The organism is Streptomyces tibetensis (assembly GCF_040647715.1).
Classification (GTDB): Bacteria; Actinomycetota; Actinomycetes; order Streptomycetales; family Streptomycetaceae; genus Streptomyces; species Streptomyces tibetensis_A.
In genome coordinates this window covers 432,003-449,400 of sequence record NZ_JBEZCR010000002.1, presented here as the reverse complement: position 1 = coordinate 449,400, position 17,398 = coordinate 432,003, and the positions used below count along the sequence as shown (strand labels likewise).

The 17,398-nt window shown below is 72.2% G+C and carries 13 protein-coding genes and 1 riboswitch; of the genes, 4 read left to right on the top strand and 9 right to left on the bottom strand.

All coding sequences use genetic code 11. The features are described from left to right. Positions 1-57: 57 nt before the first annotated feature. The 3 genes from AB0B29_RS06585 to AB0B29_RS06575 all read right to left on the bottom strand — a co-directional run bounded on the left by AB0B29_RS06585 (position 58) and on the right by AB0B29_RS06575 (position 3,313). Positions 58-1,506 (bottom strand): glycine hydroxymethyltransferase, encoded by a 1,449-nt coding sequence (locus AB0B29_RS06585; RefSeq protein WP_362234791.1) that lies wholly within the window; start codon positions 1,504-1,506, stop codon positions 58-60. 33 nt (positions 1,507-1,539) lie between these two features. Further along, positions 1,540-1,625, bottom strand: a riboswitch (ZMP/ZTP riboswitch). A gap of 134 nt (positions 1,626-1,759) precedes the next feature. After that, on the bottom strand, positions 1,760-2,944 hold the full coding sequence (locus tag AB0B29_RS06580) for a glutathionylspermidine synthase family protein (RefSeq protein WP_362234788.1): 1,185 nt from the start codon (positions 2,942-2,944) through the stop codon (positions 1,760-1,762). A gap of 15 nt (positions 2,945-2,959) precedes the next feature. Further along, positions 2,960-3,313 (bottom strand): hypothetical protein, encoded by a 354-nt coding sequence (locus AB0B29_RS06575; protein ID WP_362234786.1) that lies wholly within the window; start codon positions 3,311-3,313, stop codon positions 2,960-2,962. Between the two features lie 126 nt (positions 3,314-3,439). Between AB0B29_RS06575 and AB0B29_RS06570 the strand changes: the two genes are divergently transcribed. Together AB0B29_RS06570 and AB0B29_RS06565 are read left to right on the top strand one after the other, a co-directional pair. After that, the gene (locus AB0B29_RS06570; RefSeq protein ID WP_362234783.1) at positions 3,440-4,285 is read left to right on the top strand and encodes a hypothetical protein; all 846 of its coding nucleotides are present in this window, start codon (positions 3,440-3,442) and stop codon (positions 4,283-4,285) included. A gap of 319 nt (positions 4,286-4,604) precedes the next feature. Beyond that, entirely contained in the window at positions 4,605-7,019 is a 2,415-nt protein-coding gene (locus AB0B29_RS06565) for a chorismate-binding protein (RefSeq protein WP_362234781.1), read from the top strand. Positions 7,020-7,253: 234 nt separating this feature from the next. Here AB0B29_RS06565 and AB0B29_RS06560 read toward each other — a convergent pair whose 3' ends face one another. Then, positions 7,254-8,642, bottom strand: coding sequence for a PLP-dependent aminotransferase family protein (locus AB0B29_RS06560; RefSeq protein WP_362234778.1), 1,389 nt, complete (start codon positions 8,640-8,642; stop codon positions 7,254-7,256). Between the two features lie 47 nt (positions 8,643-8,689). Here AB0B29_RS06560 and AB0B29_RS06555 point away from each other — a divergent pair, with 47 nt between their 5' ends. Both AB0B29_RS06555 and AB0B29_RS06550 read left to right on the top strand, forming a co-directional pair. After that, the gene (locus AB0B29_RS06555) at positions 8,690-9,208 is read left to right on the top strand and encodes a carboxymuconolactone decarboxylase family protein (RefSeq protein WP_362234775.1); all 519 of its coding nucleotides are present in this window, start codon (positions 8,690-8,692) and stop codon (positions 9,206-9,208) included. After that, a complete protein-coding gene (locus AB0B29_RS06550) occupies positions 9,205-9,948 on the top strand; it encodes an isocitrate lyase/PEP mutase family protein (RefSeq protein ID WP_362234772.1) in 744 nt (247 codons plus the stop codon). The genes AB0B29_RS06555 and AB0B29_RS06550 overlap by 4 nt, the downstream gene beginning before the upstream one ends. A 3-nt stretch (positions 9,949-9,951) precedes the next feature. Here the strand turns inward: AB0B29_RS06550 and AB0B29_RS06545 are convergent, their stop codons facing one another. From AB0B29_RS06545 to AB0B29_RS06525, 5 genes are all read right to left on the bottom strand, one after another. Beyond that, positions 9,952-10,917: an ABC transporter substrate-binding protein gene (locus AB0B29_RS06545; RefSeq protein WP_362234769.1), complete on the bottom strand. Its 966-nt coding sequence runs from the start codon at positions 10,915-10,917 to the stop codon at positions 9,952-9,954. A gap of 1 nt (position 10,918) precedes the next feature. Next, positions 10,919-12,868 (bottom strand): ABC transporter permease, encoded by a 1,950-nt coding sequence (locus tag AB0B29_RS06540; RefSeq protein ID WP_362234766.1) that lies wholly within the window; start codon positions 12,866-12,868, stop codon positions 10,919-10,921. Then, positions 12,868-13,974 (bottom strand): quaternary amine ABC transporter ATP-binding protein, encoded by a 1,107-nt coding sequence (locus AB0B29_RS06535; protein WP_436845793.1) that lies wholly within the window; start codon positions 13,972-13,974, stop codon positions 12,868-12,870. Before AB0B29_RS06535 ends, AB0B29_RS06540 begins: the two co-directional genes overlap by 1 nt. Continuing rightward, positions 13,971-15,503 carry a GMC family oxidoreductase gene (locus AB0B29_RS06530; protein ID WP_362234763.1) on the bottom strand — a complete coding sequence of 511 codons (1,533 nt, stop codon included), beginning with the start codon at positions 15,501-15,503 and terminating at the stop codon, positions 13,971-13,973. The genes AB0B29_RS06535 and AB0B29_RS06530 overlap by 4 nt, the downstream gene beginning before the upstream one ends. A 115-nt stretch (positions 15,504-15,618) precedes the next feature. Next, positions 15,619-17,139 (bottom strand): aldehyde dehydrogenase family protein, encoded by a 1,521-nt coding sequence (locus AB0B29_RS06525; protein ID WP_362234760.1) that lies wholly within the window; start codon positions 17,137-17,139, stop codon positions 15,619-15,621. Positions 17,140-17,398 lie beyond the last annotated feature (259 nt).

Below are 17,398 nucleotides of genomic sequence, written 5' to 3'. Positions count from 1 at the left end.
TCGGGGACGAGCCGCAGGTCTCCAGCCCAGGCCGGGACGGGTGACGAGTCGCGGGTCTCAGCCCAGGTCGATCTCCGGGTACAACGGGAAGCCGGACACGAGGTCGGTGGCGCGCTGGGAGATCTCGTCCGCCACCTTCGCGTCGAGGACGTGGGACGCCTTGGAGGGCGCGCCCGACTTGGTCGTGCCCGGCTCGGCGGTGGTGAGGACGCGGTCGATGAGGCCGGCGACCTCGTCCATCTCGGCGGTGCCGAGGCCCCGGGTGGTCAGGGCGGGGGTGCCGATGCGGATGCCGGAGGTGTACCAGGCGCCGTTCGGGTCGGCGGGGATGGCGTTGCGGTTGGTGACGATGCCCGAGTCGAGCAGGGCGGCCTCGGCCTGGCGGCCGGTGAGGCCGTAGGAGGAGGCGACGTCGATCAGGTTCAGGTGGTTGTCCGTGCCGCCGGTCACCAGGGTCGCGCCGCGGCGCATCAGGCCTTCGGCCAGCGCGCGGGAGTTGTCGACGATGCGCTGGGCGTAGTCGCGGAAGGACTCCTGACGGGCCTCCGCGAGGGCGACGGCCTTGGCGGCCATGACGTGCGGGAGGGGGCCGCCGAGGACCATCGGGCAGCCGCGGTCGACCTGGTCCTTCAGCGAGTCGTCGCACAGGACCATGCCGCCGCGCGGACCGCGCAGCGACTTGTGGGTGGTCGTCGTCACGATCTGGGCGTGCGGGACCGGGTCGAAGTCGCCGGTGAGGACCTTGCCCGCGACCAGGCCGGCGAAGTGCGCCATGTCGACCATGAGCGTCGCACCGACCTCGTCGGCGATCTCCCGCATGATCCGGAAGTTCACCAGACGGGGGTAGGCCGAGTAGCCGGCGACGATGATCAGCGGCTTGAACTCGCGGGCGGAGGTGCGCAGGGCCTCGTAGTCGATGAGGCCCGTGGCCGGGTCCGTGCCGTAGGAGCGCTGGTCGAACATCTTGCCGGAGATGTTCGGGCGGAAGCCGTGGGTGAGGTGGCCGCCGGCGTCGAGGGACATGCCGAGCATGCGCTGGTTGCCGAAGGCCTGGCGCAGCTCGGCCCAGTCGGCCTCGGTCAGGTCGTTGATCTGGCGGACGCCGGTCTTCTCCAGGAAGGGCACCTCGACGCGAGCGCCGAGGACGGCCCAGAAGGCGACGAGGTTGGCGTCGATGCCGGAGTGCGGCTGGACGTAGGCGTGGCGGGCGCCGAAGAGCTCCTTGGCGTGCTCGGCGGCGAGGGACTCGACGGTGTCGACGTTGCGGCAGCCGGCGTAGAAGCGGCGGCCGATGGTGCCCTCGGCGTACTTGTCGCTGAACCAGTTGCCCATCGCGAGGAGGGTGGCCGGAGAGGCGTAGTTCTCGGAGGCGATCAGCTTGAGCATCTCGCGCTGGTCGGCGACCTCCTGGCCGATGGCGTCCGCCACCCGGGGTTCGACGGCGCGGATCACGTCGAGGGCGGCGCGGTAGGCGGTGGAAGCGGTGGAGAGGGGCTCGGCTGACATGTGTGGACCTCCGGACGTTGCGTTCAGCGTTCACGGTACGGCCCAGGCGCACGGCTCTGTCTGCTCGGGCCGCTCCCCGATGGTTCGTCCATCCCAGCGCGCCAGTCACGGCCCACGGTCAGCCTACCGGGTGCCCTTCGTCGCCGGGCGCGGGTGGTGGGTGGCTTGTCGCGCCCACGCGGCGGTGGCCGCACATCGATACGGCCCCGCGCCCCTTCAGGGCGTCTGTCCCCGGCCCCGGCCCCGGCCCCGGCTAAAGGATCACGTGGGGCAGGAACCTTGCGTACTCGTCCGTTATCAGGCCCGAGGACTCCCGGATGCCCAGGCCCGCCGACTCGTTCTCCACCACCCAGGCGCCCAGGACCACCCGGTTGCCGTCGAAGTCGGGCAGGGGGGCCAGCTGCTGGTAGCAGCAGGGCTCGTCGCGGAGGGTGGGGGCGGATCCGGGCTCGTGGATCGTGACGCCCGCGCCCTCGCGGCCCAGGAGGGGCTTGGCCACCCAGCCCTTGGAGGACGGCAGGTCCCGGGGGCCGTCCAGGTACGCGGGGAGGAGGTTCGGGTGGTCCGGGTACAGCTCCCAGAGGATCGCGAGCAGCGCCTTGTTGCTGAGGAGCATCTTCCAGGCCGGTTCTATCCACAGGGTGGAGCCCGTGCCGCCGCCGTTGTCGAGGGTGTCCAGGACGTGGTCCGCGAAGCGGTCGGTCGTGAGCCACTCCCACGGGTAGAGCTTGAAGATGCTGCGGATGAAGCGCAGCCGGTTGTCGACGAAGCGGCCGGAGAGGCGGTCCCAGCCGATCTCCTCCATGGCGATCCAGTCGGTGGCCAGGCCCGCCTGCTCGGCCGTCTCCTTGAGGTAGGCGACCGTCATCATGTCCTCGCCGAGTTCGTCGGCGGAGGAGTACGCGAAGTACAGCGGGCTGCCGGGCGGGAGGAGGGCGGCCTGTTTCCTCCACGCGTCGATGAGGCGTTCGTGCAGAGAGTTCCACTGGTCGGCGCCGGGGAAGCGGTCCTCCATCCAGAACCACTGCGGGGACGCGGCCTCGACCAGCGAGGTGGGGGTGTCGGCGTTGTACTCCAGGAGCTTGGCCGGTCCGGTGCCGTCGTAGCGGAGGTCGAAACGACCGTAGACCGAGGGGAGTTCGGCTCGGCGCCGCCAGGCCTCGGCGACCGTGCGGGCCACCCGGGGGTCGGTGATGCCGAGGTCGGCGAAGCGGTCCTCGGTGACGATGTGGCCGGCCGCCGCCAGGCACATGCGGTGGAGGTCCTCGACGACCTCCTCCAGGGCCTCGACCTCCTCCAGCGAGAAGGCGTAGTACGCGCTCTCGTCCCAGTAGGGGCGCAGGGAGTCGTCGGGGTAGCGGGTCAGGGGGTAGATCAGGCCCTGTTCCTCGACGGTCTGCTGCCAGCCGGGGCGGGGTTCGACGGTTCTGCGTTCCATCGCCGTGTCCGCCCGTCAGCCGCCGCCACTGCCGGAGCCCGAGCAGCCGAAGCCGCCCCGGTCGACGGCCTCGCTGCGGCTGAAGGTGCCGTGGTCGGCGTAGCCGCCGCTGACGTCGGCGTCGTAGTACCAGTCGGCGTCGGCAGTCCTGGTCTTGCCGGTCTTCTTGCGGCCCTTGCCCGAGGAGGACGTGCCGGACGAGCAGTTCTTGTCGGCGACGATCTTGTAGCCGTTGATGTAGTCGTAGCTGTCCCGGTCCACGCAGCGGCGGTCCGGGTCCGAGCCGCAGGCGGACAGGGCCGCCGCGAGGACGCCCATACCCCCCAGCACCACCGTGCTCGAGCGCAGCCGTCGCCGTGTTTCAGCCATGTGCGTGTCTCCCCGTGTCTCCCCGTCCGTGCACTGACAGACGGTCAGCCTAGAGAGGGGTGAGGACGGGCGTGCATGACCCCCCGTTCGGGACCGCTCACCTACTGTCGTTATGTGATTTTTGGAATGGTGTGCGCCCTTGGTGCGGCGGTCTGCTTCGGTACGGCGACGGTGTTGCAGGCGATCGCCGCGCGGTCGGCGGCGGCGAGCGGGCCGGGCGGGGAGGTGGCGCTGCTGTGGCGGGCGCTGCGGCAGTGGCGGTACCTGGCCGGCCTCGGGCTGGACGGGCTCGGCTTCGTGCTGCAGATCCTGGCGCTGCGGTCGGTGCCGATCTACGCCGTGGGGGCGGCGCTGGCCGCGAGTCTCGCGGTGACGGCGGTGGTCGCTGCGCGGCTGCTCGAGGTGCGGCTGAGTCGTGTCGAGTGGGCGGCGGTGGCGGTGGTGTGTGCCGGGCTCGCGCTGCTGGGGCTGGCGTCGGGGGCGGAGGGTGACGAGTCCGGGCCGGGCTGGCTGCCGTGGGCGATGCTCGGGGCGGCGGCCGGGGTGCTGCTGCTCGGGGCGTTCGGCGGGCGGCTGCCGGAGCGGGGGCGGGCGCTGACGCTCGGGCTGGGGGCGGGGCTGGGGTTCGGGGTGGTGGAGGTGTCGGTGCGGCTGATCGACGGCTTCTCGGCCGGTGAGCTGTTCCCGAACCCGGCGACGTACGCGCTGCTGCTCGGCGGCGGGGCGGCCTTCCTGTTGCTCACCACGGCCCTGCAGCGCGGGTTGGTGACCACGGCGACGGCCGGGCTGGTGCTCGGGGAGACCGTCGCACCCGCGCTGATCGGTGTGGTGTGGCTCGGGGACCGTACGCGGCCGGGGCTGGGGTGGCTGGCGATCCTCGGTTTCGCGGTGGCGGTGGCGGGGGCGCTGGCGCTGTCGCGGTTCGGGGAGGCGCCGGTGGAGGCGGAGGAGAGCGCCGTCGCGCCGCGGTAGGGACTGCTTTCCGGCGGCCGAAAGGCCGCACCTTCCGGGGTGGTTCTGCGAACGGCCGGAGAATTGTTTGTTGCATCGTGAACACGGAGTGAGCGCTTTCCGTATGGGATGGCGTGAACGGTGCCGGCAGCCGGGATTTCTGGGGGGTGGGGTACTTGTCGAAATACAGAAGCACCCGCGTCGTCGGCTCCCTCGGCACCCGCGTGCAAAAGGAAACCGCGGTTCGTGAATTAGTGCGCGATTTTCCTGCCAGTGCCCTGTTCGATCCGACGGCTCTCCCCTATCTGTGTCACCTGAACGAACAGAGGGAGGTGGGCTGGTGAAGACCCTGCTCATCGACAATGACGACGCGTACACGTACAACCTTTTCCAGCTGATCGCCGAGGTCAACGGCGAGGAGCCGGTGGTGGTCCGCAACGACGCGCCCGTCGAGGGGCTCCCCGACCTCCGGGCGTTCGACAACCTCGTGGTCTCCCCCGGGCCCGGGCACCCGGGCGAGGCGCGTGACGCCGGTATCGCGGGCAGGCTGCTCGCGACCTCTTCGGTTCCGGTGCTCGGGGTGTGTCTGGGGCATCAGGGCATCGCGCTCGGGGAGGCCGGCCGGGTGGGGCCCGCTCCACAGCCGCGGCACGGGCATCTGTCCACGGTCCGGCACGACGGACGAGACCTGTTCCACGGGCTGCCGCAGCACTTCACCGCCGTCCGCTACCACTCCCTGGCCGTGCGCGAGCCGCTGCCGGAGACGCTGGAGGCCACGGCCTGGTCGGAGGACGGCGTCCTGATGGGGCTCCGGCACCGCACACGGCCGCTGTGGGGAGTGCAGTTCCATCCGGAGTCGGTCCTCACCGAGTACGGGCACCGCATGCTCGTGAACTTCCGGAACCTCACCGCCGAGCGGGCGGGCAAGCTGCGCCCGAAGAACACGGCCGTGCCGTCGCACGTGGCAGTCCGGCGGCGGCCCGGCGTCCCGGAGTGCGACATGGGGGTGTGGCGGGCGGGGACGGGCGCCTCGGACACCGGGCGCCCGCGCAAGCCCGCGACGGCGGCCGTCTTCCAGGTCGCCGCGGTCTCCCAGACGTCTGTCGTCCCCCTCAGCGCGGCGAAACCGTCGGCCGGGACCGCTCCGGCGCACGCGGGCGTCCCAGTCGCTGGGCAAGGCGCGGTTGTCGGTGCCGGTGTGTCTGCCGCCGGGCACGCGCCCTCCGTCGGCTTTCCCCGGGCCCGGCGTCCCGGGCGGGCCGGGTATCGGCTGCACACCCGGCGGATCAGCGGTGCCGTCGATGCGGAGGCGGTCTTCGGGCGGATGTTCGCGGAGTCGCCGCGGTCCTTCTGGCTGGACAGTTCACTGGTCGAGCCGGGGCGGTCGCGGTTCTCGTTCCTCGGGGACGACCAGGGGCCGCTCGCCGAGTTCGTGCGGTACGACGTCGCCGCCGGGCGGTGCGAGATCGAGCGGGCGGGCCGGCCGGTGCGGCGGGTCAAGGCGAGTGTCTTCGACTACCTCAAGCGGCAGCTGACCACGCGTCGGGTGGACGCGACCGGGCTGCCGTTCGACTTCGCCGGAGGCTACGTCGGCTACTTCGGCTACGAGGTGAAGGCCGACTGCGGGTCGGCCAACCGGCACCGCTCCCCCACCCCGGACGCCGCCTGGCTGTTCGCCGACCGGGTCATCGCGGTGGACCACGAGGAGGGCTTCACGTACGCCGTGTGCCTGGCGGAGGACACCCCGCAGGCCGCGGGCGAGGCCGCCGACTGGCTGGACGGCGTGCTGGCCGGCCTCTCCTGCGTGGCGACGCAGCGGCCGCCGCTGCCCGGGCCGCCGGCCCCGGCCGGCCCCGGCACCGCCGAGCCGTGGCTGGTGCGCGACCGGGCGACGTACCTCGCGGACATCGAAGCATGCAAGCAGGCGTTGCGGGCGGGCACCAGCTACGGGGTCTGCCTGACGAACGCCGCCCGGCTGCCCGCGCCGCCCGACGCGCTGGAGTTCTACCGGACGCTGCGCCGCGACAACCCGGCCCCGTACGCGGCGTTCCTGAGGTTCGGGGAGCTGGAGGTGGCCGGTTCCTCGCCCGAGCGGTTCCTGCGGATCGGCCGGGACGGTACCGCCGAAGCCCGGCCCGTCATGGGCACCGTGCCCCGGGGCGAGGGACCGGAGGAGGACGCCCGGCTGCGGGACGCGCTCGCGTCGGACGCCAGGACCCGGGCCGAGCACCTGATGATCGTCGACCTGCTGCGCAACGACCTGGGGCAGGTCTGCCGGACCGGGACCGTACGGGTCTCCCGGCTGATGGCCACGGAGACGTACGCCACCGTGCACCAGCTGGTGTCGACCGTGCAGGGCAGGCTGCGGCCCGGTACGGACGCGGTGGACTGCGTGCGGGCCTGTTTCCCGGGCGGCTCGATGACCGGCGCGCCGAAGCCGCGCACGCTGGAGATCATCGACTCGCTGGAGACCGAGGCCCGCGGCGTCTATTCCGGAGCCCTCGGCTACTTCGGGTGCGGGGGCGGAGCGGACCTCGGCATCGTGGTCCGCACCGCCGTCTTCGTCGCGGGGCAGGTGCATCTGGGGGCGGGCGGCACGATCGTGCTCGGCTCCGATCCCGAGGCCGAGTACGAGGAGATGCTGCTGAAGACGGCGGCCCCGATGCGGGCCCTGCACCGGCACACCGCCGACCGGACGCACCGGCAGCCCCCGCCGGGTCAGAAGGCCGGTGCGGCCGGGGAGGCCCGGCGCTGACCGGTCCGCAGGCCCACGCTGAGCCCGGCCGGGAGTGAAGCGCCCGGGCACCGCGCCGCTCGGCGAGTTCCGCCGAGTGCGCGGCGAGCTTCGCATCGTGCCGCCGCGCTACCGGCGGCGGCCGGTGGGGCCGGTGGCCCTCGGGCACGGTGGCCGGTGGGGCCGTCGGGCCGGTGGCCGGTGGGGTCGGTGCCCGAGGGCGGCGAGCCGGTGAGCGGCGGGGAACGCGTGCGACTATCCGGGCAGTACCGCGCACAGCGCGTCCAGCGCCCCCGACCAGGCGTGATCCGGCGGTCTGCCGTATCCGACGACCAGGGCGTCGACGGGCTCGGCCCGCGCGCCGGGATGGGCGTAGCGGGCGAGTCCGTGGAGTGCGAGACCCCGCCAGCGCGCCGCTTGGACCACCGTCTGTTCGGTGCCCGGCGGCAGCCGCAGCAGGACGTGCAGACCGGCCGCGATGCCGCTGACGCGGGCTGTCGGGGCCCGGGCCGTGACGGCGGCCACCAGGGCGTCCCGGCGGCGCCGGTAGCGCAGGCGGGCCGCGCGGACGTGCCGGTCGTAGGCACCGGAGGTGACGAACTCGGCCAGGGTCAGCTGGTCCAGCACCCCGCACGTGTCGACGCCGCCCTTGGCCACCGCGACCTCCTCCGCGAGGCCCGGCGGCAGCACCATCCAGGCCAGCCGCAGCCCGGGCGCGAGGGACTTGCTCGCCGTGCCCAGGTGGACCACCCGGTCGGGGTCCAGGCCCTGGAGCGCGCCGACGGGCTGCCGGTCGTAGCGGAACTCGCCGTCGTAGTCGTCCTCCAGCACGAGCCCGCCGGTGCGCCGCGCCCAGTCCACGACGGCAGTACGGCGGTCGTGGTGCAGAGGCACGCCCACGGGGAACTGGTGGGCGGGGGTGAGGAGGACCGCGTCGGCTCCGGGCAGCCCGGCCGGGTCAGTGCCGAGCCGGTCGAACGGCAGCGCGACGGTGTCCAGGCCGGAGCCGGTCAGGATCCTGGTGTGCACGTCGAGGCCGTACGACTCGACCGCGACGGTCCGTGCTCCGCGCGCCCGCAGGACCGTGCCGAGCAGCTTCAGCCCGTGCGCGAACCCGGCGCACACCACGATCCGTTCGGGGTCGGCGCGCACGCCCCTGGCTCGCGAGAGGTACCCGGCGAGCGCGGCCCGCAGCTCGGGACGGCCCCGCGGGTCGCCGTAGTCGAGGGCGTGGTGAGGGGCGGCGGTCAGTGCGCGGCGGGCCGCCTTGAGCCACTGCGCGCGCGGGAAGGAGGTGAGATCCGGGCTGCCGGGGCGCAGATCGTAGGCCGGGCGGGCCGGAGTACGCGGATGGGGTGCGGTGCCGGTGGGTGGGACGACCCTCCGCTCGGCGACCCGGGTGCCCGAGCCCTGCCGGGCGGTGAGCCAGCCCTCGGCGACCAGGTCGGCGTAGGCGTCGGCGACGGTGTTGCGGGCGATTCCCAGGTCGGCCGCGAGGGCGCGGGAGGACGGCAGCCGGGTGCCGGGGGCCAGCCGCCCGGAGCGCACGGCCTCGCGCAGGGCGTCGGTCAGCCCCCGGCGCAGGCCCGGCCCGGTCGGCTCCACATGCAGGTCGAGCCCCAGAGTGGCCCAGGATTCCGCCATGGAAATGGACCATACTCCTGGGCTGCTTCTCCCCTAGGGTCGAGGGCATGACGACGCACACCGACGAGACGACGGCCCCCGAAAGCACGGAGTACGCCGCCGAACGGCCCGCCCGCCTGGAGTGGGCCACGCACGTGCCCGAGGTCTACAAGGCGATGGTCCGGCTCGACGTCGCGGCCCGGCGGGGTCTGGACCCCAAGTTGCTGGAGCTGGTGAAGATCCGCGCCTCGCAGATCAACGGCTGCGCGTTCTGCCTCGACATGCACAGCAAGGACGCCCTGGCCGCCGGGGAGAGCGTCGAGCGGATCATCCAGCTCGCGGCGTGGGAGGAGTCACGGCACTTCTACACCGCGAAGGAGCTCGCGGCGCTGGAGCTGACGGAGGCGGTGACGGTCCTGACGCACGGTTTCGTGCCGGACGAGGTCTACGACAACGCCGCGAGGCACTTCGAGGAGGCCGAGCTGGCGCAGGTCATCGCCGCGATCACGGTGATCAACGCGTGGAACCGGTTCGGCGTGACGTGCCGTATGGCGCCGGGGCACTACGAGCCGGGGCAGCACAAGTGACGGCCGGGGCAGGGCGCACGACGGACAGGGCCGGGGTGTTCCGCGCCCTGCACCACCACCGGGCCCCCGGCGATCCGCTCGTGCTGCCCGGGCCGTGGGACGCGGCCAGTGCGCGGGTGTTCGCCGAGGCGGGGTTCCCCGCGCTCGCCACGCCCAGTGCGGGGGTCGCCGCCTCCCTCGGGTACGAGGACGGCCGGGTCCCGGCCGACGAGATGTTCGCGGCGGTCGCCCGGATCGTCCGGTCCGTCGACGTGCCGGTGTCGGCGGATGTGGAGGGCGGTTACGGGCTGGCCCCGAAGGACCTCGTGGAGCGGCTGCTGGAGGTGGGGGCGGTCGGGTGCAATCTGGAGGACTCCGCGGACGGGGTGCTCAAGGACCCCCGCGCGCACGCCGACTGGCTGGCCGAGGTGCGGGAGGCGGCCGGTGACCGGCTGTTCGTCAACGCCCGCGTCGACACCTTCATCCGCGGGGTGGACGATCCCGGTGCGGCGATCGAGCGGGCGGCACTGTATGTCGCCGCCGGGGCCGACTGTGTGTACCCGATCGGTGCCCCGCCGGAGGTGCTGCCGCTGCTGCGGGCCGGCATCCAGGGGCCGGTCAACGCATGGGCTCCGGCCGACGGTGGCCCCTCACCCGCCGAACTCGGCGCGCGAGGGGCCACCCGGATCACCTTCGGGCCGGGCCTCCAGCGGCGGGCCGCCCTGGCCCTACGGGAGATCGCCGACCGGCTGGCGGGGTGAGCGTCAGGGCAGCCACTTCTTCCACGTGGACTTGTGGCTGTCCACCCACTTCTTCGCCGCGTCCTCCGGCGTCATCTTCTTGTCGGCGATCATCAGGGAGACCTCGTTCTGGTCCTCGGTCGTCCACTTGAACTTCTTCAGGAAGGCCGCCGCCTTGCCGCCGCTCTTCGCGAAGTCCGCGTTGAGGTACTTCTGCAGCGGGGTGTGCGGATAGGAGCACGCCACCTTCTCCGGGTCGGCGTCGCAGCCCTTCTTGTACGGCGGCAGCTTCACCTCGGTCATCGGGACCTTCTTGAAGAGCCACTGCGGGGAGTACCAGTAGGTGAGGAAGGGCTTCTTCTCCTTGGCGAACTGCTTCATCTGCGTGATCTGCGCCGCCTCGGAGCCGGCGAACACCACCTGGTAGTCCAGCTTCAGGTTCTTCACCAGCGCCTTGTCGTTGGTGACGTAGGACGGCGAACCGTCCATCAGCTGGCCCTTGTTGCCGCTCTCCGGGGTGCGGAAGAGGTCGGCGTACTTGTTGAGGTTCTTCCAGTTCGTGATGTCGGGGTGCTGCTTGGCCAGGTACGTCGGGACGAACCAGCCGATGTGGCCGGTGACGCCGAGTTCGCCGCCGGGCGCGATGGTCTTCTTGTCCTTGACGTAGCGCTGTTCCTGCTCGGGGTGGCCCCAGTCCTCCAGGAGCGCGTCGACGCGGCCCTGGCTGAGGGCGTCCCAGGCGGGGACCTCGTCGACCTGGACGGTGTCGACGCGGTAGCCCAGCTCGTGCTCCAGGAGGTACTGGGCGACGGCCACGTTGGACTGGGCGCCCACCCAGGACTGCACGGACAGGGTCACGGTCTTGGAGCCCTGCGCGTTGGCGAAGGGCGAGGCCTGCTTGGTCATGTCGGCCGCGCCGCAGCCGGTGAGCAGTGCCAGGGAGCTCGCCGCGGCGATCACGGCAGTCTTGCGGACCTTGTGGACTCGCATCTCACGCTCCCTTCTTCGCACGGCGTTCGGTGGGCTGGGTCACCCGGTCGAGCATCAGGCCGAGGCAGACGATCGCGGCACCGGCCACGAGACCGGTCGCCAGGTCGCCCTGGGCGAGGCCGAAGACGACGTCGTAGCCGAGGGCGCCACCGCCGACCAGGCCGCCGATGACGACGACGGCGAGGACCAGGACGAGGCCCTGGTTGACGGCGAGCAGCAGCGCCGGGCGGGCCAGCGGGAGCTGGACCTGGCGCAGCTGCTGCCAGCTGGTCGCGCCCAGCGAGCCGGCCGCCTCCAGCGCGGCCGGGTCGACCTGGCGCAGGCCCTGGGTGGTGATGCGGACGACGGCCGGCAGAGCGTAGACGATCGCGGCGGCGACGGCCGGGGCGCGGCCGACGCCGAACAGGGCGACGACCGGGATCAGGTACACGAACTGCGGCATCGTCTGGAACACGTCGAGGACCGGGCGCAGCGCCCGCTCCATGCGGTCGCTGCGGGCGGCGGTGATACCGACGGCGAAGCCGACGACCAGGGTGACGGCGACGGCCGCCAGGACCTGGGAGAGGGTGTCCAAGGACGGCTTCCAGACGCCGAGGACACCGATCGCGGCCATGGCGAGGACGGCGGTGAGCGCGGTCCGCCAGGTGCCGATGACCCAGGCCAGGGCGGCGACGATCAGCAGGACCGCCCACCAGGGCAGCGCCTGCAGGCCGTCGCGCATCGGGTCGAGGACCCAGGTGGTGAAGTGGCCCGCCCAGTCGGCGGTGCCGCCGACGACCGGCACGCCCGAGTACAGGTGCGCGGTCATCCAGTCGACGGCGCGGTTGACGGGCTCGGCGATGTTGACGACCCAGGCGTCGGGCCAGTCGAGGCGTCCCACGAGGCGCCCGGCGACCGCCACGACGACGACCCCGGCGAGGGCGATGAGCCAGCCGCGGCCGCTGTGGGGCTCGGGTTCGGCGCCGAGCTTCTCCCCCGCAGCGCCCGTGACGCGGTCCAGGACGACGGCCAGCAGCACGATCGGGATGCCGGCGGCGAGCGCGGCGCCGACGTCGACCGAGGCCAGGGCCTGGTAGACGCGGTCACCGAGACCGCCCGCGCCGATGACGGCCGCGATGACGGCCATGGACAGCGCCATCATGATCGTCTGGTTGAGACCGAGGAGAAGTTCCTTGCGGGCCAGCGGGATACGGGCGGTCAGCAGGCGCTGGCGCGCGGTGGAGCCGAGCGACTCGACGGCCTCCAGCACCCCATTGTCGGCGCCGCGCAGACCGAGCGAGGTCAGCCGGGCCATGGGCGGGGCGGCGTAGATGACGGTGGCCAGGACGGCCGCCGGGACGCCGATGCCGAAGACCAGCACGACCGGCAGCAGGTAGGCGAAGGCGGGCAGCACCTGCATGGTGTCCAGGACCGGGCGCAGCACGCGGTCCATCCGGTCGGACAGCCCTGCGGCGAGCCCGAGCACGGCGCCGACGGCGACCGACGCGAGGACCGCGACGACCATCAGGGCGAGGGTCTGCATGGTCGGCACCCACATGCCGAGCAGCCCGCAGGCGAGGAACGCGGCGGCCGTGCCCAGCGCCAGCTTCACGCCCGCCACGCGCCAGGCGACCAGCGCGCCCAGGGCGGTGACGCCGGCCCAGCCGACGGCCAGGAGGGTGAGGTAGACGGCCCGTACGGCGATGACGACGACGTTGCTGACGTGGCCGAAGAAGTAGAGGAACAGCGGGTGGCTGTCGCGGTTGTCGATGATCCAGTCGCTGGCCTTGGCGAGCGGCTGGGAGAAGTCGACGGTCAGGGCGCTCGGCCAGCTGCCGCTCGCCCAGCGGGCGTTGGCCATGGGCACGAGGATCGCGGCGGCGACGGCGAGCAGCAGCAGCTTGTGGACGGCCCGGTGCTTGAGGAAGGCGGGCAGGCCGACGCGCGGCGGGGACGCGGTGATGGTCGCCATCACACCGCCTCCTTGGGCTGCTGCGTCCCGGGCGGAGCGGGCTGCTCCGTCCCGGCGACGACACCGAGGAGCGTGTCGGAGTCGACCACGCCCACGCAGCGGCCCTTGTCCACGACCCGGGCCGGAGCGCCGGCGCGGGCGACCGCCTCGATCGCCTCGGACACCGTCGCGTCGGGGCGCACGGCCGGTCCGCTGCCGTCCTGGTCCGCCGAGGGGCGGCGCATGGCGGTGCGGACGGTGAGGACCTGCTCGCGCGGGACGTCCCGGACGAACTCGCGGACGTAGTCGTCGGCGGGCGCGCCCACGATCTCCTCGGGCGTACCGAGCTGGACGATCCGGCCGTCGCGCATGAGGGCGATGCGGTCGCCCAGCTTGAGGGCCTCCTGGAGGTCGTGCGTGATGAAGACCATCGTGCGGCCCTCCTCGTGGTGCAGCCGGACGACCTCCTCCTGCATGTCGCGCCGGATCAGCGGGTCGAGCGCGCTGAACGGCTCGTCGAAGAGCAGCACTTCGGGGTCGGCGGCGAGCGCGCGGGCCAGGCCGACGCGCTGCTGCTGGCCGCCGGAGAGCTGGCCGGGGCGGCGGTGCTCCATGCCCTCCAGGCCGACCTTGGCGACGACCTCGGCGGCCCGCTCGCGCCGCTCGGCCTTGCCCATGCCCTGGATCTCCAGGCCGTAGGCGACGTTGTCGAGGACGGAGCGGTGGGGCAGCAGGCCGAAGTGCTGGAAGACCATCGCGGCACGGTGGCGGCGCAGTTCCCGCAGCCGGGAGCGGTCCATGGCGCGGACGTCCTCGCCGTCGATGGCGATGGTGCCCGCGGTCGGCTCGATCAGCCGGGTCAGACAGCGCACCAGCGTGGACTTGCCGGAGCCGGACAGGCCCATGACGACGAAGACCTCGCCCTTGCGCACGTCGAAGCTGACGTCCCGGACGGCGGCCGTGCAGCCGGTGCGGGAGCGCAGTTCGGCGGGGTCGAGTGCGGTGAGCTCGGGGTCGCCGGGAACGCGCTCGGCCTTGGGGCCGAACACCTTCCACAGGTTCTCCACGGAGAAGACGGGGGCGGTGTCCATGGTCTGCTCCGTGGGGGGTTCGAGGGTGGCGGTCACTTGGAACCACCACCGATCAGCTCGGCGGCCTTCTCACCGACCATGAGGACTCCGATCATCGGGTTGACGGTGGTCATCGTGGGGAACACGGAGGCGTCGGCGATGCGGATGCCCTCCAGGCCGCGGATGCGCAGCTCCGGGTCGACGACGGCCGACCCGTCGTCGGCGGCGCCCATCTTGCAGGTGCCGGCGGGGTGGTAGACGGTGTGCGCGACCTTGCGGGCGTACTCGCCGAGCTCCTCGTCACCGGTGACGTCCGGGCCGGGGGCGACCTCGCGCTTGAGCCAGCCGGCCAGGGGCTCGGTCTTGGCGATCTCGCGGGCGATCTTGATCCCGTCGACGAGGGTCCTGCCGTCGTAGTCGTCCTCGTCGGTGAAGTAGCGGAAGTCGAGCGCGGGCTTGACCTCGGGGTCGGCACTGGTCAGGTACAGCCGGCCGCGGCTCTTCGGCTTGGGGATGTTCGGGGTCATGGAGACGCCGAACTCCGGCCGCCGGTAGCCCAGTCGCTCCGGGTTGTCCGTGAAGGGGATCTGGTAGAAGTGGAACATCAGGTCGGGGTGCGCCAGTTCGGGGTCGCGGCGCACGAACAGGCCGGCGTCGGAGTCCATCGCGGAGTTCTCCGGGATGGGGCCGTTGGTCTCCCAGACGATGACCGACTCGGGGTGGTCGAGCAGGTTCTCGCCGACGCCCGGCAGGTCGTGCGTGACGGGGATGCCGAGCTTCTCCAGGTCGGCCTTGGGGCCGATGCCGGAGTGCATCAGCAGCCGGGGCGAGTCCACGGCACCGGCGCACAGCAGCACCTCGTTGCGGGCCTTGACGAGGATCTCCTCGCCGTCCTTGGTCCGCACGTGCACGCCCTCGGCGCGGTTGCCGTCGAGCTCCAGCTTGTACGCCCAGGTCTCCAGCAGGATCGTCAGGTTGGGCCGCTCGTCCATCACCGGGTGGAGGTAGGCCACCGACGCGGAGGACCGCTTGTTGTTCTCGGGGTGGTAGGCCAGGTCGAAGAAGCCGACGCCCTCGGTGAACGGCTTCTTGTTGAAGCCCTCCACACGCGGCACGCCGAGCGCCTCCTGGGCCGCGTCGACGAAGTCACGGGCGATGGCGTTGCGGTCCTTCTCGTCGACCGCGACGATGTTGTTGAGCAGCCGGGCGAAGTACGCCTCCATCTGCACCGCGCCCCAGCCCTTGGCGCCGGCGGCCTCCCACTCGTCCCAGTCGGCGGGCAGCGGCTTGAAGGCGATCAGGGTGTTGTGCGAGGAGCAGCCGCCCAGGACGCGGGCCCGGCTGTGCCGGATATGCGAGTTTCCGCGTGGCTGTTCGGTGGTCGGGTAGTCGTAGTCGAGCTCGCCGCCGAGCAGGCCCATCCAGCGGCGCAGGGTCAGCACGTCATCGCGTCCGACGTCGCTGGGGCCGCCTTCGATGACGGCGACGGTGACGTCCGGATTCTCGGTCAGGCGGGAGGCGATCACGGAACCAGCAGTTCCGCCGCCTATCACGACATAGTCGTACTCATGACTGGTGTGGGACATGGCGTACTTGCTCCAGTGGGGATGAAGTGAACGGGCTCGGGGGACGGGGACGTTCAGCCCGGGGTGTGGGGGTCAGCCCGGGATGAGGGGTCGGCGGCCCGGCGGGGAAGAGGGGTCAGCCCGCGAACCAGCGCACCGGCTTGGGAGCGAGGTTCTGGTAGACGTGCTTGGTCTCCCGGTACTCGGCGAGTCCGGCGGGGCCCAGTTCGCGGCCCACTCCGCTCTTGCCGAAGCCACCCCACTCCGCCTGCGGCAGGTAGGGGTGGAAGTCGTTGATCCAGATGGTGCCGTGGCGCAGCCGCCCGGCCACGCGGCGGGCGCGGCCCGCGTCGGCCGTCCAGACGCCGCCCGCCAGTCCGTACTCGGTGTCGTTGGCGAGGGCGACGGCCTCGTCCTCGGTCCGGAAGGTCTCGACGGTGACGACCGGCCCGAAGACCTCCTCCCGCACGACGCGCATCTCGCGGTGGCAGTGGTCGAGGACGGTCGGCTCGTAGAAGTAGCCGTTCTCCGGACGCTGCGGGGACGGCTCGGGGCGCTTGCCGCCGGAGCGCAGCACCGCGCCCTCCTTGAGGGCGGACTCGACGTACATCTCGACCTTGGCGCGCTGCTGCTCCGAGACGAGCGGGCCGCATTCGACGCCGTCCTCGGTGCCGCGGCCGAGACGGATCTTCTCGGCGCGCCGGGCGAGTTCGGTGACGAAGCGGTCCCGGACGGACTCCTCGATGATGAGGCGGGCACCGGCCGAGCAGACCTGGCCGCTGTGGATGAAGGCGGCGTTGAGGGCCTGGTCGACGGCGGTGTCGAAGCCCTCCTCGGTGGCGCAGGCGTCGGCGAAGACGACGTTGGGGTTCTTGCCGCCGAGTTCGAGGGCGACCTTCTTGACGGTCGGGGCGGCGGCCTGGGCGACCTTGGTGCCGCTGATCAGGCCGCCGGTGAAGGAGACCAGGTCGACGTCGGGGTGCTCGGACAGGCGCGCGCCGACCGAGTGGCCGGGGCCGGTGACGATGTTGGCGACGCCCTCGGGGAGACCGGCCTCGACGAGCAGCTCGATGAGCGCGATCGTCGTCATGGGCGTGATCTCGCTCGGCTTGATGACGAAGGTGTTGCCGGCGGCGAGGGCGGGGGCGACCTTCCAGCTGGCTTGGAGCAGCGGGTAGTTCCAGGGCGTGATCATCGCGCAGACGCCTATCGGCTCGTGCACGACGACGCTGTGGATGTCGGTCGAGCCGGCGTCCACGACACGGCCGGGGGCCTCGCCCGCGACCAGGTCGGCGAAGTAGCGGAAGGCGTCGGCGACACAGTCGATGTCGACGCGGCCCTCCTCGACGGTCTTGCCCGCGTCCTGGGCCTCCAGCCGGCCGAGCTTCTCGCGGTCCCGGACCAGGAGGTCGGCGACCCGGCGCAGCAGCGCGGCCCGCTCGGTGACGGGGGTGTGCGGCCAGGGACCCTCGTCGAAGGCGCGCCGGGCGGCGGCGATCGCCAGGTCGGTGTCCTTCTCGTCGCCCTCCGCGACCACGGCGAAGGGCAGGGCGTCCGCGGGGTCGAGGATCTCGCGGGTGGCCCCGGAGGTGGCCGCCCGCCACTCTCCTCCCGCATGGATGGTTTCACGCGCCTGAAGTTCGGTACTTTCCGCCATGATCGCTCTTCGCCTTCCGTTCCTGATCAGCGCCCCTGTGTCACATTCGTGTCACTAAGAGACCGAGTTCGCCTGCCCTACTCCCACCAATGCATGCGCACCGATGGCCGAAAGTGCGCTGTGTCACGGGAGATGTGGACAAACAGGAACAAAAGGGACGGAAATCCGGCTGGCCGGTGACAGATCGCCAGGGCCGAAAGCCCCCGAAAGCCCGCAGGCCCCGCACCGGAGAGCCGGTGCGGGGCCTGCGCGGAAACGC